Origin of the sequence: Capnocytophaga sp. oral taxon 878, assembly GCF_002999135.1 — a bacterium.
In the GTDB taxonomy this organism is placed as follows: Bacteria; Bacteroidota; Bacteroidia; order Flavobacteriales; family Flavobacteriaceae; genus Capnocytophaga.
Genome location: NZ_CP027229.1, coordinates 15,129 through 30,838, shown reverse-complemented (window position 1 = coordinate 30,838; position 15,710 = coordinate 15,129). Strand labels below are relative to the sequence as shown.

The 15,710-nt window shown below is 37.9% G+C and carries 17 protein-coding genes; 13 read left to right on the top strand and 4 right to left on the bottom strand.

The window, feature by feature from the left end:
* The first annotated feature begins 18 nt into the window (after window positions 1-18).
* The 12 genes from C4H12_RS00170 (at window position 19) to C4H12_RS00110 (ending at window position 9,364) form a co-directional block, all read left to right on the top strand.
* Entirely contained in the window at window positions 19-1,002 is a 984-nt protein-coding gene (locus tag C4H12_RS00170; protein ID WP_106097110.1) for an alpha/beta hydrolase, read from the top strand.
* Between the two features lie 203 nt (window positions 1,003-1,205).
* Window positions 1,206-1,919, top strand: a complete 714-nt coding sequence (locus tag C4H12_RS00165) for a YARHG domain-containing protein (RefSeq protein WP_106097109.1) — start codon at window positions 1,206-1,208, stop codon at window positions 1,917-1,919.
* 136 nt (window positions 1,920-2,055) lie between these two features.
* Window positions 2,056-2,919, top strand: a complete 864-nt coding sequence (locus C4H12_RS00160; protein WP_106097108.1) for an SMI1/KNR4 family protein — start codon at window positions 2,056-2,058, stop codon at window positions 2,917-2,919.
* 90 nt (window positions 2,920-3,009) lie between these two features.
* Complete coding sequence (locus C4H12_RS00155; RefSeq protein WP_106097107.1) at window positions 3,010-3,690, top strand: SH3 domain-containing protein; 681 nt, start codon at window positions 3,010-3,012, stop codon at window positions 3,688-3,690.
* A gap of 26 nt (window positions 3,691-3,716) precedes the next feature.
* On the top strand, window positions 3,717-4,586 hold the full coding sequence (locus tag C4H12_RS00150) for a KilA-N domain-containing protein (RefSeq protein ID WP_106097106.1): 870 nt from the start codon (window positions 3,717-3,719) through the stop codon (window positions 4,584-4,586).
* A 37-nt stretch (window positions 4,587-4,623) separates the two neighbouring features.
* Window positions 4,624-5,304: an SH3 domain-containing protein gene (locus C4H12_RS00145; protein ID WP_106097105.1), complete on the top strand. Its 681-nt coding sequence runs from the start codon at window positions 4,624-4,626 to the stop codon at window positions 5,302-5,304.
* Window positions 5,305-5,330: 26 nt separating this feature from the next.
* Complete coding sequence (locus tag C4H12_RS00140) at window positions 5,331-5,669, top strand: KilA-N domain-containing protein (RefSeq protein WP_106097104.1); 339 nt, start codon at window positions 5,331-5,333, stop codon at window positions 5,667-5,669.
* Window positions 5,670-5,859: 190 nt separating this feature from the next.
* A complete protein-coding gene (locus C4H12_RS00130; RefSeq protein WP_106097102.1) occupies window positions 5,860-6,579 on the top strand; it encodes an SH3 domain-containing protein in 720 nt (239 codons plus the stop codon).
* Between the two features lie 50 nt (window positions 6,580-6,629).
* Window positions 6,630-7,850: an ABC transporter permease gene (locus tag C4H12_RS00125; protein ID WP_106097101.1), complete on the top strand. Its 1,221-nt coding sequence runs from the start codon at window positions 6,630-6,632 to the stop codon at window positions 7,848-7,850.
* Between the two features lie 37 nt (window positions 7,851-7,887).
* A complete protein-coding gene (locus tag C4H12_RS00120; RefSeq protein ID WP_106097100.1) occupies window positions 7,888-8,109 on the top strand; it encodes a succinylglutamate-semialdehyde dehydrogenase in 222 nt (73 codons plus the stop codon).
* Window positions 8,106-8,327, top strand: coding sequence for a hypothetical protein (locus tag C4H12_RS00115; protein WP_106097099.1), 222 nt, complete (start codon window positions 8,106-8,108; stop codon window positions 8,325-8,327). Before C4H12_RS00120 ends, C4H12_RS00115 begins: the two co-directional genes overlap by 4 nt.
* Window positions 8,328-8,365: 38 nt before the next feature.
* A complete protein-coding gene (locus C4H12_RS00110) occupies window positions 8,366-9,364 on the top strand; it encodes a sensor histidine kinase (RefSeq protein ID WP_106097098.1) in 999 nt (332 codons plus the stop codon).
* 334 nt (window positions 9,365-9,698) lie between these two features.
* On the opposite strand, the gene C4H12_RS00105 is transcribed toward C4H12_RS00110, so the two are convergent.
* From C4H12_RS00105 to tpx, 4 genes are all read right to left on the bottom strand, one after another.
* A complete protein-coding gene (locus C4H12_RS00105) occupies window positions 9,699-10,886 on the bottom strand; it encodes an aspartate aminotransferase family protein (protein WP_106097097.1) in 1,188 nt (395 codons plus the stop codon).
* Window positions 10,883-11,659: a GIN domain-containing protein gene (locus C4H12_RS00100; RefSeq protein WP_106097096.1), complete on the bottom strand. Its 777-nt coding sequence runs from the start codon at window positions 11,657-11,659 to the stop codon at window positions 10,883-10,885. The genes C4H12_RS00105 and C4H12_RS00100 overlap by 4 nt, the downstream gene beginning before the upstream one ends.
* Before the next feature lie 21 nt (window positions 11,660-11,680).
* Entirely contained in the window at window positions 11,681-14,122 is a 2,442-nt protein-coding gene (locus C4H12_RS00095) for a DNA translocase FtsK (protein ID WP_106097095.1), read from the bottom strand.
* 409 nt (window positions 14,123-14,531) lie between these two features.
* On the bottom strand, window positions 14,532-15,029 hold the full coding sequence (gene tpx, locus C4H12_RS00090; protein ID WP_106097094.1) for a thiol peroxidase: 498 nt from the start codon (window positions 15,027-15,029) through the stop codon (window positions 14,532-14,534).
* 277 nt (window positions 15,030-15,306) lie between these two features.
* On the opposite strand from tpx, the gene C4H12_RS00085 reads away from it, so the two are divergent.
* A complete protein-coding gene (locus C4H12_RS00085; protein WP_106097093.1) occupies window positions 15,307-15,687 on the top strand; it encodes a PUR family DNA/RNA-binding protein in 381 nt (126 codons plus the stop codon).
* Window positions 15,688-15,710 lie beyond the last annotated feature (23 nt).

Genomic DNA, 15,710 nt, shown 5'->3' with positions numbered 1-15,710 from the left:
CAAAAAAATATTATCAATATGAACAAAAACACTGAAAACCCTGTAAACGCTGCTTCTTGGGATAAGATTTTCCCCAAAAGCGATAAAGTTGAACACAAAAAAGTATCGTTCAAAAACCGTTATGGTATCACCCTTATTGGTGACTTGTACTTCCCGAAAAACAGCGAAGATAAAAAACTTGCTGCCCTTGCTGTTTGCGGTGGGTTTGGAGCTGTAAAAGAACAAGCCTCTGGATTTTACGCACAGACGATGGCTGAAAGAGGCTTTGTAACCTTAGCCTTCGACCCTTCCTATACGGGAGAGAGTGGTGGGGAGCCTCGCAATGTAGCATCACCCGATATCAATACCGAAGATTTTTCGGCAGCGGTAGATTGCTTAGGCATTCAACCTTTTGTAGATAGAGAAAAAATAGGAATTATAGGTATCTGTGGTTGGGGTGGTTTTGCACTGAATGCTACCGCTATCGATACGCGTATTAAGGCAGTGGCAACGATGGTAATGTACGATATGTCACGTGTGTTTAGCAAAGGTTATTTTGATGCCAATACACCCGAAATGCGTTTGGAAATGAAGCGTTCGCTCAATGCCATCCGTTGGAAAGATGCCGAAACAGGAACTTCCTCCCCAGGTTACCCTATGCCCGATGCCCCTTCAGATAAAGTGCCTGAATTCTTAAATGATTATATTGAGTTTTACAAAACCCCACGAGGTTTCCACGAGCGTTCAGTTTCCAATCACGTTTGGACAGCCACTACGCTGCTTTCATTTATGAATTTCCCTCTGTTAGCCTATGCTAATGAAATTGAGGTGCCTACCCTTATGATTGCCGGAGAAAATGCCCATTCTCGCTATATGAGCGAAGATGCCTACAAGTTAATTGGAAGCGAGAAAAAAGAACTGCTGATTGTCCCTAATGCACGTCACACCGATTTTTACGACAATCAAGCTGGAGTAATTCCGTTTGATAAGTTGGAGGCGTTTTTTAGTGAGCATCTTCAATAAAACAAAATCACAAAAATAGTCTATAAACTAATTTTCTTAAAAGAGAGGGAGATAAAGTAGTTCATTTTATAGAAAATATAAAGATAACTTAATCTCCCTTTGTCCTTGATATATAGGCTTTGCTAACTTATTTCTCGTTACTTATATTTTAGAGTTTTACTAAGTTGAAAAAAATCAGTATATTTGCGAAAAATTACTTTACAATGAAACACTTATACTTTTTAATGATAGTATTAATCTCATTAAACGCTACGGCACAGCTAAAAGATTGCGCCACTTGTGCCACCCAAGTAATTGATGAAGAACAAATCAGCGAATTGAGCATAGATGAATTACGCTTCCTCACTAACGACCTCTACGCTCGCAAAGGTTATAAGTTTAAAGACTACGAAATAAGCAATTACTTTAATGAAAAACCGTGGTATAAGCCTGTGAGTGACAATAGTAAGGTGAAACTCAACGCAGTGGAAGAGCAGAATGTAAAGCTATTTCAAGAACGCACGGCAATACTAAAAGCTGATAGAGAAAAACTCATAGAAGCATTGCGAAGTTTAAAAGCAGAAGTACAGAGAGGGGATAGTCCTATTCCCAAAGGCAACTATAATGAGCATTTTAGTAAAACCATTGCTAAAATAGATATAGATGATATTCATTGGATTAAAAATCAAGGATATTATAGCGTAGAGGTTGATAATTTCAAAAAAACACATCAATATTATATATCTATAGAAGATAATGAGATTCTGATTTATTGGATTTTTCTTGAATACTCAAAAAAGGCAGAAGAAGAAAAACTTCCTAAAACATTCTATGAAAATGAAATAGATTCAGCTTCTCCTCTTCAAGGAGCTTACATTTGGTCGTTTACTTGGGAAAATTCACAATTAGTATTTAAAGGTTATATTCCTACTGGGTGATAATTTTAATACGAAGTTATAGAAAGCGCTACTTATTGGAGATTCAAATGGAAAAATCAAAAGTTGGTATTTATAGAGTCTGGAGTGGCAGGATAAAGAGAAAAACAGCGAGCGCTATTCGCACAATTCAACATATATGAATATAGAAGAAATCAAAAAGAAAATACAAATCATCTTAGAGCTTCCTCAGCTAAAACCATTTGGCGGTATATATATGAATCCCGTATTGGAAGAAGCAAAAGTAGCCAAAATAGAGAAAGAAAATCGTATCACTCTCCCTGCAGATTATCGTACTTTCATTACCCAAATCGCCAATGGCTGTGTGGGTCCCGATTACGGACTGCGTTCCCTTAAAGAAGCAACGGAAGATTTGATGTGGAAAGACCGGACTATAGACCTCTCTACGCCTTTCCCTTACACCGAGCATTGGAATGAAGAGGAATGGCTTAATAGTATTGATTGGGACGGAGGTGAACGCCCTACCCAAGAGGAGGTGGAATCCTATATGGATACAAAGCGCATCAGCGGTTGCTTGCAAATATGCCATATAGGGCACGGAGCTTCTTATCTTTTGGTGGTAAATGGTAAGGAAAAAGGCTATATATGGCTCGATAGTCGTCAGGATTATGGCGGACTGTCGCCTGAATTTAATGAAAAAGGAGAAAAACTCACCTTTGAAATGTGGTATACCGACTGGCTGAATAAGGTAGTAGCCCCTGAAAAAGTGTGGTTTGAGAAATCACTTCAGTTTATCAAAAAGGCTTTCCCGAAAATAGAGGAAACAGATTTTAGGCTAATGATTTATGTGCTTCACAAGCATTATTCTGGTATGAACTTAGCAACTCTCATCGCTCAGCTTTATGGACTGAACCCTATGGATATTTATTTTGGAAAGGAAAAGTTTATCCAAAGAGAAAAGTATGATGAACAAACTATTCAGCAGTATGAAGCCCGATTGCGCGAAAGTGGTTTTTATGATTGGGCAGCAGAGGAAGAGTAGAGAGTATTTATATAAATATCCCAATATAACTCATCTTTAAAACTTTAGCTAAGTTAAAAAAAACAGTATATTTGCGAAAAAACACTTTATATGAAACACTTACTTATTTTATTTTTTCTCCTTACGACCAACGCCTTTGCGCAAGGTCCTTTTGGAGATTATGCCGTAGTAAAAGACAAAGACGGCTATATAAACATTCGCGCTAAAGAAAACGTAAAAAGCAAAATTGTAGGTACGCTACCTGCTAATACCCTTGTGAATGTTTATTTTTGGAATTGGATTCCTGTAGATAAAGGCTATATACATAAAAGTCGCCTAAAGAAGGTACAAGACTTCCCATCTATTGGCAAGGCTAAAGAGCAGGGTAATAGCCTTACTATTGCAGGAAAAGGTATTAGCATAACCTTTACCAAACAGCCATTTGACAAAACCAAACATAAGATTACCAAGAAAAGGCACAAAGAGTATAATGAGCTTATCATTGACGGAAAGAAAATATATGGACTAGATAATGATGAGTTCTTGCCTGAAGACCATTACAAGAGTATCACGGTCACGATCAATGGCAAAGACGTGCCTATTCCTAAAAGTGCCTATGATGATTTGTATGAGATAGGGCTTTATACGGATAATAATTTTGCGTATTATGATAAGGAAGATGATATCCTCTATATCATTGCCCATAATGGTAGTGGCGCTTTTTCTTACGAAGTATGCTGGCAAATAGTAAAAGGCGAGTACAAAACCCGAATCATCGGAGAACCACTTTAATGATGTAACTAAAAATTACCAAATATATGACACCAACAAATAATAAACTTAAAGTACAAGATATTGAAATAAATATCAGAGTGATTAATGAAGCTGATTATATAAGTTTAACTGATATGACTATAAATCAGGAAGAGGGAAGTCGTTTGATAGAGAAATGGCTTACGAATAAGAATACGATTGAGTATTTAGGTGTTTGGGAGGAGTTAAGCAATCCTAATTTTAATTCCCCCGAATTCGGGGGAATTAAAAATGAAGCAGGGGTTAATCGCTTCTATATGTCGGTTAAACGATGGATTGAAAGGACTAATGCTATCGGTATTGTTTCAAAGGCTGGAAAATACGGAGGTACTTATGCTCATAAAGATATTGCTTTTCATTTTGCTATGTGGATTAGCCCTATTTTTCAGTTATACATAGTAAAAGAATATCAGCGTCTCAAAGAGTTAGAGAGCAATCAGTACAATTTGGAATGGAATGTGAAAAGGATTTTAAGCAAGGCTAACTATCATATCCATACAGATGCTGTTAAAAACTATATACTTCCTACTCTTTCTGACCTAAAAGATGCCTTTGTATATGCCGATGAAGCCGATTTGCTAAATCTCGCTATGTTTGGCTGTACGGCTAAACAATGGAAAGCAGCTAATCCTGAAAGAGTATTAAAGGGTGAAAATATAAGAGACATCGCCAGTATTAATGAATTAGCTATACTCAGCAATATAGAGAGTCTTAATGCTTCTCTGATTAAACACAATATTACCAAAGAAGAACGTTTTAAAATTTTAGTAGAAACCATCAAAGAACAACGTGCTGTTTTAGACAAAGTAGATTATCTGAAATCTATTAAAAAACTTTCAAACGATACTTATATAAGTATGGAAAGCGACAAATAACTTGATAAAAAAACTCATTATAAATTATCTATTAAATATGAAACACTTACTTATTTTATTCTTCCTCCTTACGACCAATGCCTTTGCGCAAGGTCCTCTTGGAGATTATGCCGTAGTAAAAGACAAAGACGGCTATGTAAACATTCGCGCCAAAGAAAATGTAAAAAGCAAAATTGTAGGTACTTTGCCTAACAATACACTTGTGTATGGTTTCTTTGATAAGGAATATAACCCTACTAACTGGATTGAAGTTGATAAAGGGTATGTGCATCAAAGTCGCTTGAAAAAAATATTTGACTTTCGTGCTATAGAGGGAAAAGTACAAGGCAATAGTGTTGTCTATGATGATAAGGACGTAAAAGTGACCATTACCAAACAGAAGTTCGACAAAACCAAGCACAAGATTATAATAAAAAAACATAAAAATTATGAGGAGTTAATCATTGATGGTAAGATACCTCAAGGTGCGGCCTTTATACCTGAAAACCACTACAAGAGTATCATTGTAACTATGAAAGGCAAAAACGTATCTATCCCTAAAAGTGCTTATGATGATTTGTATGAAATTTTCTATTTTAGCAGTTCCATATACTACGATGAGGAAGCTGAGGCACTTTATATTTTTGCGCACAATAGCGAAGCTGGTTTATTTTACGAAGTGTGCTGGCAAATAGTAAAAGGCGAGTATAAAACCCGTATTATAGGACTACCACTTTAATGATGTAACTAAAATTTACCAAATATATGACACCAACAAATAATAAACTTAAAGTACAAGATATTGAAATATCTTTAGCTACAATAGACAATCAGGATTATATTTCATTAACAGATATGGCTAAAGGTAAAAATGATGAAGCAAGAGCCGCTGATATAATAAAAAACTGGATAAGAAATAGAAGTACATTAGAATTTTTAGGTACTTGGGAAATACTTTATAACCCTAATTTTAAAGTGGTCGAATTCGACCACTTTAAAAAAGAAGCAGGATTGCCAACATTTACTATTAGCGTTTCAAATTGGGTAGAGAGTACAAATGCTATTGGAATTTTATCACGAAAAGGAAAATATAGAGAGTCTTAATGCTTCTCTGATTAAACACAATATTGCCAAAGAAGAACGTTTTAAAATTTTAGTAGAAACCATCAAAGAACAACGTGCTGTTTTAGACAAAGTAGATTATCTGAAATCTATTAAAAAACTTTCAAACGATACTTATATAAGTATAGAAAGCAACAAATAACTTGATAAAAAAACTTATTATCAATTGAATATGAAACACTTACTTATTTTATTTTTCCTCCTCACGACCAATGCCTTTGCACAAGGTCCTTTTGGAGATTATGCCGTAGTAAAAGACAAAGACGGCTATGTAAACATTCGCGCTGAAGAAAGCGTAAAAAGCAAAATTGTAGGCACTTTGCCTAACAACACGCTTGTATATAATTTATTTGATACTACACAAGATGAAACCGGTGAAGAGATATTTTTTAATTGGTTGTATGTAGATAAAGGGTATGTACATAAAAGTCGCCTGAAGAAGATATACGAATTTCCTTCTATTGGCAAAGGTAAAGAGAAAGAAACAGAGAATAGTATCACCATTGCTGAAAAGGGCATTAGCGTTACTATTAGTACTCAAAAGTTTGATAAAACCAAACATAAGATTACCAAGAAAAAACATAAATATTACGAGGAGTTAATCATTGATGGTAAGAGTGCTCAAGGTACGGACACTTCCTTTATACCTGAAAACCACTACAAGAGTATCATTGTAACTATCAACGGCAAAAACGTATCTATCCCTAAAAGTGCTTATGATGATTTGTACCAAGTATGGGTACATCCGTATAATAATGAGGTATATTATGATAAAGAAGACGATGTACTCTATATCTTTGTTCGCTGTGGTGATGGTGCTGAGGCTTACAAAGTATGTTGGCAAATAGTAAAAGGTGAGTATAAAACCCGTATTATAGGAGAAACTTTCTAGTCTCACAGAATTTGCCAATCTGCTAATTTTCTAATTTGCTAATTAACACTATGAATATACAGAATCTTTTTAAAATAGCGTGGCGTGCCCTTTTGCTTAACAAAACAAGGGCTATGCTTACAATGCTGGGCATCATTATTGGGGTAGGCTCAGTGATAACCATGCTTGCCATTGGCGAGGGCTCTAAAAAGAGTATCAAGGAAAATATTTCTAAAATGGGTACCAATATGCTCAATATCCGCCCAGGGGCAGGTATGATGGGTGGGGTGCGTATGAGTATGAGCGATATGCAATCGCTGAAAATGACGGATTACGAAGCCCTTAAAAAAGAAGGTACCTTACTGAAATACGTGTCGCCGGTAGTGAGTGGCAACGGACAAAGTATAGCTGGGGGCAATAACTGGCCTACCTCTATCTACGGGGTGAATACCGAATACTTGCCCATACGCGAGTGGAGTGTAGCTGAAGGGAGTATGTTTGGTGAAGATGAGATTACTAATTTTTCTAAGGTAGCTGTTATAGGGCAAACAGTGGCTAAGAACCTCTTCACTAATGGCGAAAACCCTATTGGGCAAACCATACGCTTTAAGAATATTCCTTTTAAAGTGATTGGCGTACTTACCAAAAAAGGAGAGAGCAACTTTGGTCAAGACCAAGACGATGTAATTATCGCTCCTTATACTACGGTACAAAAGCGTATTTTGGCGCAAACATTCTTACAGAGTATTGTGGCTTCGGTAATAGATGAAAGTCAGTCGGAGAATGCAGTAAACCAAGTAAAGAAGATTTTGGAGGGCACGCATAACCTTTCGGCTACACAAGAGAATGATTTCAATGTGTTTTCACAACAAGAGCTCATCAGTACGTTTAGCTCTACCAGCGAGATGCTCACTATTTTATTGGTAGCTATTGCCAGCATTTCGCTTATTGTGGGCGGTATAGGCATTATGAACATTATGTACGTATCGGTAAAAGAGCGCACTAAGGAAATAGGCTTGCGTATGGCTATTGGGGCTAAGGGCAAGGATATTTTGGCGCAGTTCCTCATCGAATCGGTGCTTATTAGCATTACTGGAGGGGTATTAGGGGTAATCATTGGCTTATTAGCTACTGTAGGCGTATCGCTGTTTATAGGCTGGCCTGTGAGTATCACCTTATATTCTATTGTAATATCTTTCTTAGTATGTACCATTACAGGGGTGTTCTTCGGTTGGTATCCTGCTCGCAAAGCAGCCGAGTTAGAACCTATTAGCGCCCTCAGATACGAATAGTGCGAGCCACATAGGTAATTAGAAATAATAAGAACTGATGAAAATAACTTTACCTCCCTATGCTACCGCAGAAGACCTGCAAAAATGTATGGTTATTGTTAGAGAAATATTAGATAGCAAAGCCATCACTATTAATGAGGATTACTGTCAAGCCTTGGCTTTAGAAGTTATGGGTATTTCTTATGCCAAAGGAGGAGACTATTCCCCTGAAATTATCAAGAGTTTTGCCGAAGGTTATTTAAAAATAGTAGGAATATGAAATTGCAAGCAACCCTATACATTCCTGAAAATGAGAAGGATTTTCATATAGATATTTATGATGAAAAAGCCCCTGATTATCAAATAGCAGAAATATTTAAGAAAGGTGATAAAACAATCATTGATATTTGTAATAATCCTAATGACACCCATAAAGAATTGGATTTGGAAGAGTTTATCAAAGTTCTTACTAAATCATATAATGAACTGAACCGATAAACTCTTATTTCTTACTTTTTACTTCTTACCTAAATTAAATGAAATTTTTAACACACATAGCCTCTTGGGTAGTGGTTTGCATTTTGCCTGCCCTTATCTTTATCTCCGAAGGCAATCAACGCTTTGAGGAGGCGCTTTACCGTTCGGTAATGTCCTTGCCTTTTTTAATGTTTTTGTTCTACAGTTGTTACTATTGGCTTATTGATAAGTTGTGGTTTAAAAAACGATATTTGCTTTTTGTTTTGATGGTAGCGGCACTGATTTTATGTGCTTCATACAGCAAATATGAGCTTTTTTCGTACTTCGACCTTCACAAGGGTAAACGCCGAATGCCTCCTTTCCACGCTTTTATGTATTTTGATTTTCTGTCGAATTTATTGCCAGTAGTTTTTGCTATGGCAATACGCTATGCACAGCGCAACTTTTCTTTGGAAATCGCTCAAAAAGAAGTAAAAGCTCAGAAGCTACAAGCCGACCTTACCCAACTGAAATACCAACTGCAACCACACTTCTTTTTCAATGCGCTGAACAATATCTATTCGCTTATAGCCTTTGACCCACAAAAGGCACAACAGAGCGTGCATAGCCTTAGCAAACTGATGCGTCATTTTATGCAAAACAGTGACCAAAAACAGATTAGCCTTGCCGAGGAAGTGGATTTCTTACAGCAGTACATTAGCCTAATGCAGTTGCGCCTCACCGATAAAACTACGGTGCGAGTAGATTTCCCAAAACAAGTGCCACAGCTCACCATAGCGCCTTTGCTGTTCATCAGTTTGGTAGAGAATGCTTTTAAACACGGGGTGTCGGCAACAGAGGCTACTACTCTTAGTTTTTCATTACATATTGAGGGAGATAAGATTGTTTTTAGGAGCGAAAATACAATTATTGCTGCCAGTGAGAGTCTTTATAGTTCGGGTATTGGCATTGATAATTTAAAGAAACGCTTGCAGCTTCTGTACCCTGAAAAGCACCAATATGACATTGAAGAGAAGGATGGGAAATACGTTGTTCTGTTGGTAATTTTAGCTGTTTAGGTTTTAGGTAGGGAGTACAAGCTGTGCTAGCTGGCTTGCTATCCTTCGCGACATACTCAGCTGCGCCAGCTCGCTAACTATCCTTCGTTTATAGTTCGTTTATCCTTCGTTATTCGTTCGTTCATCTTATGCCCATTTTTGGGTGGTGGTAGAAGAATGCTGGAAGAAGAGTGGTATTTATAAGATTGAAAGGTAGGTGTTGCTATATAAATTGTTGGTTTTCAATCATATTATGCTTATAAGTACGATAATAGAAGTTAAGTTATTGATACAAATAAAATAGGCTGCTGAGTGTAAATACTCGGCAGCCTATTTTATTTGTATTTGTTGGCTATTAGTTTTTTACTTGATTGAGGGCTTCAATAATAATATCGCAACCTTCTTTAATCTCGGTTTCAGAAAGGGTAAGAGGAGGCGAGAGGCGTACCGCACGGTGTTCAAAGAGCAGCCAGTACACTATTAGTCCTCTATCTTGACAATAATTGACTACAAAGTCGGCAATTTCGGCAGTTTTCACGATGATGGCTAACATCAATCCTCGACCATTCACGCTTTCAATAAGAGGGTGCTGCAAATACTTGCGGAAGAGTTTTTCTTTCTCCAAGGTTTGAGCCATCAAATCGGTAGTAAGAAGGGTATTTAGGGTTGCCAAAGAGGCTGCTGCTATCACGGGATTGCCTCCAAAGGTAGTGATATGCCCCATTTTAGGACTATGTGCCAAGAGCTGCATACGCTCATACGACGATACGAATGCCCCTACCGGCATACCACTTGCCATACCCTTGCCTATGGCAATAATATCAGGAGTAAATCCGTAGTTTTGAAAGCCAAAGAGCTTACCAGTACGCCCGAAGCCAGGTTGTATCTCATCGATGATGAGCAGGGCGCCTACTTCTTCGCAACGGCGTTTTACCTTGATGAGATAATCATTTTGAGGCTCAATAAAGCCTGCTCCTCCTTGTATACTTTCTAAGACTACCCCTGCGGTACGCTCAGTAATTTTAAGGATATCGGCTTCATTATTGAACTCTATAAAATCAACATCGGGGATAAGAGGGCGGTAGGCGCGTTTGCGTTCTTCATAACCCATAAGGCTCATTGAGCCTTGTGTATTGCCGTGATAGGCATTTTTGGCAGCTATGAGTTGGGTGCGCCCCGTAGCACGTTTGGCTAATTTTACTGAGCCCTCAATAGCTTCCGTACCGGAGTTTACCAAATAGGTGGTATTGAGCTCTGGTGGTAACTGCTCGGAAAGAAGTTTACAGAAATCTACCGCTGGTTTTTGTATATACTCGCCATATACCATTACGTGCATATAGGTAGCACATTGCTCTTGTATAGCCTTCACTACCGCAGGATGACAATGCCCCAAAGTGCAAGCAGATACGCCTGCCACAAAATCTAAATAACGCCTGCCATCGGTAGTGTAGATATAGCTCCCCTCGGCACGTTCTACCTCCAACAATCGCGGATAAGGTGAGGTAGGTGCTTGATATTTTAGAAAGTCTTGTTCTTGTGTCATTCTTTTTCTTCTTTTATAATCTTAACCATAGGGTTGGATTCTATGCGGTTAATAGCATTCCCTTTATATTTTAATTCAAAAATACCACTTGGTTTCCCTTGTATACTTCCTTCAATATATAATTTAGCTTTTAGTATTGCTGAAGTATTAAAAGTAGCATCTTGTATTTTCAAATCGTATGCCTGCAAATCAACTATTGCATTTGATACAAAAGTCACATTCTCAGCATTTCCAGTAATAGCCAAACCTCTAAGAGAACCTGCATCAAAAGTAAGGTTTTTGCAGTTAAGTTGCAAATATCCTTTTCTACAACTACTTATTTTAAGATCTAGCTCCTGTATATTCAAATCTAAATTAAGTTCTGAAAGATATTCAAGGCTTATTTTGTATGAGGAGAGTTTAATAGTTTCGTTAGCCAATAGGGTACCCATTTTCATCTGTAACTCTTCTGTACCTTTCACAGGTATTTTAACTCTAATTCCTCCTGTTTGCACCATATTCACTCCTTTAGGAAAAACCAAAGCTACCTTTAAAGTTCCTTGCTCTACTGTTGTTTTAATAATAGGATGAATAGCATCATCCGCATCAATATAAATATGGTCATTTTTTTCATTCACAAGTGTTACATCTAGCTTCTCATCAATAGCTATTTTAGTATATTTAGGTACACTTATTTTTTGCGTACTTCTCTCTCCCGATGCTTCCAATACATTCTGTGCACTTAGCAAAGCGCTCACAAGTATAAATCCTATTGATAAAATAATGTTTTTCATTGTTATTATTATTTTTTGTTATTATTCATTGCCTAACAATCTATCTAAGCTCACTATATCTTGAATAAGCACCTGTCTCGCTTTACTACCCTCAAAAGGTCCTACTACTCCTGCGTGTTCTAATTGGTCAATAAGGCGACCTGCGCGGTTATAACCTAATTTGAGTTTCCGTTGCAAAAGCGATGCCGATCCTTGTTGGGCATTCACTACCACTTCCGCAGCTTCACGGAACATAGGATCGCGTTCCGAAGGGTCAAAATCCAAATCCGTTGGCTCACTATCTGGACCCACATATTCAGGTAACAGATAAGCATCTGGATATGCTCGTTGCGCTCCTATAAACTCAGTAATATGTTGTACCTCAGGCGTGTCTACAAAAGCACACTGTATGCGTACAGGCTCATTACCTTGTGAGTAAAGCATATCTCCCCTACCTATCAATTGCTCTGCTCCCGAGCCATCCAAAATAGTTTTAGAATCTATTTTAGAAGTCACTTTAAACGCTATACGTGCTGGGAAGTTAGCTTTAATAATACCTGTAATCACATTCACCGAAGGTCTTTGGGTCGCTATTATCAGGTGTATACCAATAGCACGCGCCAGCTGTGCCAATCTCGCGATAGGTAGCTCTACCTCCTTACCTGCTGTCATTATCAAGTCCGCAAACTCATCTACTACCAGCACTATATACGGTAGAAATCGGTGCCCTTCATTAGGATTTAGCATCCTGTTTTTGAACTTCACATTGTACTCCTTAATATTCCGCACCTGCGCATTTTTCAGCAATTCATAACGGTTATCCATCTCTATACAGAGGGAGTTGAGCGTATTCACCACTTTCTTAGTATCGGTAATAATAGCATCTTCACTATCAGGAAGTTTAGCAAGGAAATGGCGTTCTATACGCTCAAAAATAGACAGCTCAACCTTTTTAGGGTCTACCAATACAAATTTCACCTCAGCAGGGTGTTTTTTATAAAGTAATGAGGTGAGTACCACATTAATCCCTACCGATTTACCTTGCCCTGTTGCCCCTGCCATTAGCAAGTGAGGCATCTTAGTAAGGTCAGCCACAAAAGTTTCATTACTGATGGTCTTACCAAAGGCTATTGGCAGTTCCATCTCTGCATTCTGAAACTTTTGCGCAGTAATCATCGTGCGCATATACACCGTCGTAGGCTTTTTGTTAGGCACTTCAATCCCTATCGTTCCTTTACCTGGTATAGGCGCAATAATCCGGATACCAAGTGCCGCCAATGACAGCGCTATATCATCCTCCAAACGCTTAATTTGTGCTATACGCGTACCCGCTACAGGCACTATCTCGTATAAGGTAACCGTTGGGCCTACTGTCGCTTTAATCCTTGAAATCTCAATCTTATAATCAGCCAACGTCTTGATAATCGTATCATTATTCTCTTTAAGCTCTTCTTCATTGATAACAATACCTTTATCCTTAGGCTCATTCAGCAACTCTACAGTAGGGAATTTATAATCACTCAGGTCTAATCTTGGGTCGTATTCACCGTAATTCTCCACCAACTGTTGCGCCAATGTCTCAGGGTCTACCATTGCCGGTGGCACTATTGGGGTTATCGTCAGTGGCGGCGTATCTTCTTCCGTAATATTAGTAATCTCTAATTCTCCTTTGCCATCCAAAAAAGGAATCTCTTTCTTATGTGTAAAAGGGTCTAATTTATCATTTTCCCCTTGTGGGATATTAATTATCGTTTCCACATCAGCAGCCCCCTCCTCTGCCTTTTCTATTTCCGAAACAGGCACCACCGCCTCTATAGGTTTCACATCAATATCTTCATCCTCATCATCCTCATCACTGCCTTTACTTTTCAGCTTAGCCGAAACACTTTCAAAAGCAGCCATAACCTTCTCAGGGGTCAAATTCCACTTCACTATTGCGTAGGTCAAACCAAAAAACAACAATACCAGCAAAGTGCCTATCTTTCCCAAATAGTCCTGTAACCAATGGTTTATCTCATACCCCGTCACACCTGCCATAATAGTAGCCTTACCCTCCACAAAACCAAAAAAAGTAGACACAAACACCATTAGTAACGTACCCCAATACCAACGGTTTATTAGCGGCATTTTAAAATTAAACACCACTTTAACCCCCGTCAAAAAAATAAGCCACACCAAGATAAAAACACCAATACCAAAGCCCTTATACACAAATAACTGACCCAAATAGGCACCTACCTTACTCATTATATTCTCTACCGATACATCCCGAGCAGCAAGAGCATCATACACACTTTGGTCTGCCTGCCATGAAAAAAAGAATGACAGAAACGAAGCCAACAAACAAAAGGCCAAAAATATCAAGAAAACCCCAATCACCAAACGGCGTTTCTTAGCCCTATTAGGGTCTTTTTTCTTCATCTTTTGGGCTTCTTTACTCTTAGCCTTCTCCTTATTATCTCTATTACCTTGTTTCTTTGCCATTGTTCTTTTCAGGGTTTCAAAAGTTAAATTTCAGGCTGCAAAGATACAAAACAATTTTCAGATGCAACAACAAAAAAACTAAAATTAGGACAAACCCAGCAAAAACCACAACCACCCCCTACCCACCCCTTACAATGAACGAACGAATAACAAAGGATAAACGAACTATAAACGAAGGATAGTCTGTCCAACAATACAGCCAAACACAGCCCAAAAAATAACCAAAACAATCAATACACAAAAATTACAACACAAGCATTAAACCACTACTAATCAGCATATAAAACAAAAAAGCCGTTTTCTCAACATCTCAACAATGTCTCAAAAACAGCTTTTTCCTATTTTTGTATGGAAATAAAAGAATCCTCCTAAATTCCAAAAGCAAATAAATACACTACGTCTATCCCAATTACTTAACCGCTTCTAAAGCCTTTCCGTAATTAGGTTCTTCAGTAGTTTCAGCCACCTGTTCAGTGTACACCACCTCTCCTTGCTCATTCACCACCACTATACTACGTGATAACAAGCCCTTTAGCACGCTATCAGTAAAAGCAATAGGATAATGCTTCTCGAAGTCACCACGAAAATCCGATAACATCGTAAGATTATCAATACCCTCAGCAGCACAAAAACGAGTCAAAGCAAACGGAAGATCCTTAGAAATACAAAGTATCGCCACATTCTCTACCTTCGCCGCCTCCACATGAAATCTACGCACCGATGCCGCACACACCCCAGTATCTACACTCGGGAAAATATTCAAAATAACCTTCTTCCCTCTAAAGTCAGAAAGTTTAACTTCAGCCAAATCGTTTTTAACAGCCGAAAAATCAGAAGCCACACTCCCTACTTTAGGAAGCTCACCAGCCGTATGGGCAGCCTGCCCATGAAATGTAATGTTTGCCATTCTTATTCAGTTTTTTAGTTATTTATTAATCAACTCAAAATCAAAGCACAAAATTCATACCAAACTATCCTAATACACCCCTTCTCCTTATTTCTTATCTCTCACCTATTACCCTACTAAAAATCTTTCAATAAAATTAGGTTTTAAGTACTTTTTTAAGATAGAAATGTTAAAATTATAATAAATATTAGCGGAATAGATAAAATATTTTGAAAAATTCTTGCATAGTATTGGTTTTTTATCGACTTTTGTCCGCGAATAATTAAACTAAAAAACAATGGAAGAAGAAAAGGACTTTTTAGACAATGAAGAAATTTTTTCTAAAGTTTTAAGAGCCGGAAGGCGTACTTACTTTTTCGATGTAAGAGCTACACGCGCTAACGATTATTACCTTACCATTACCGAAAGTAAGAAATTCACTCACGATGATGGCTCTTTTCACTACAAAAAACACAAAATCTATCTCTACAAAGAAGATTTTGAACTATTCAAAGACATTTTAGCCGAAACGACAAGCTATGTATTCGATGAACGCGGCGAAGAAGTCATTTCCGAACGTCACCAAAAAGACTACAAACGCGAACTATACGACGAACGTCTTGATAGTCCAGAACCACAAAAGGCAGCTTTCCGCTCCCTTAATTTCGACGACTTATAAGCCTCAACACACTTCATTCTAAC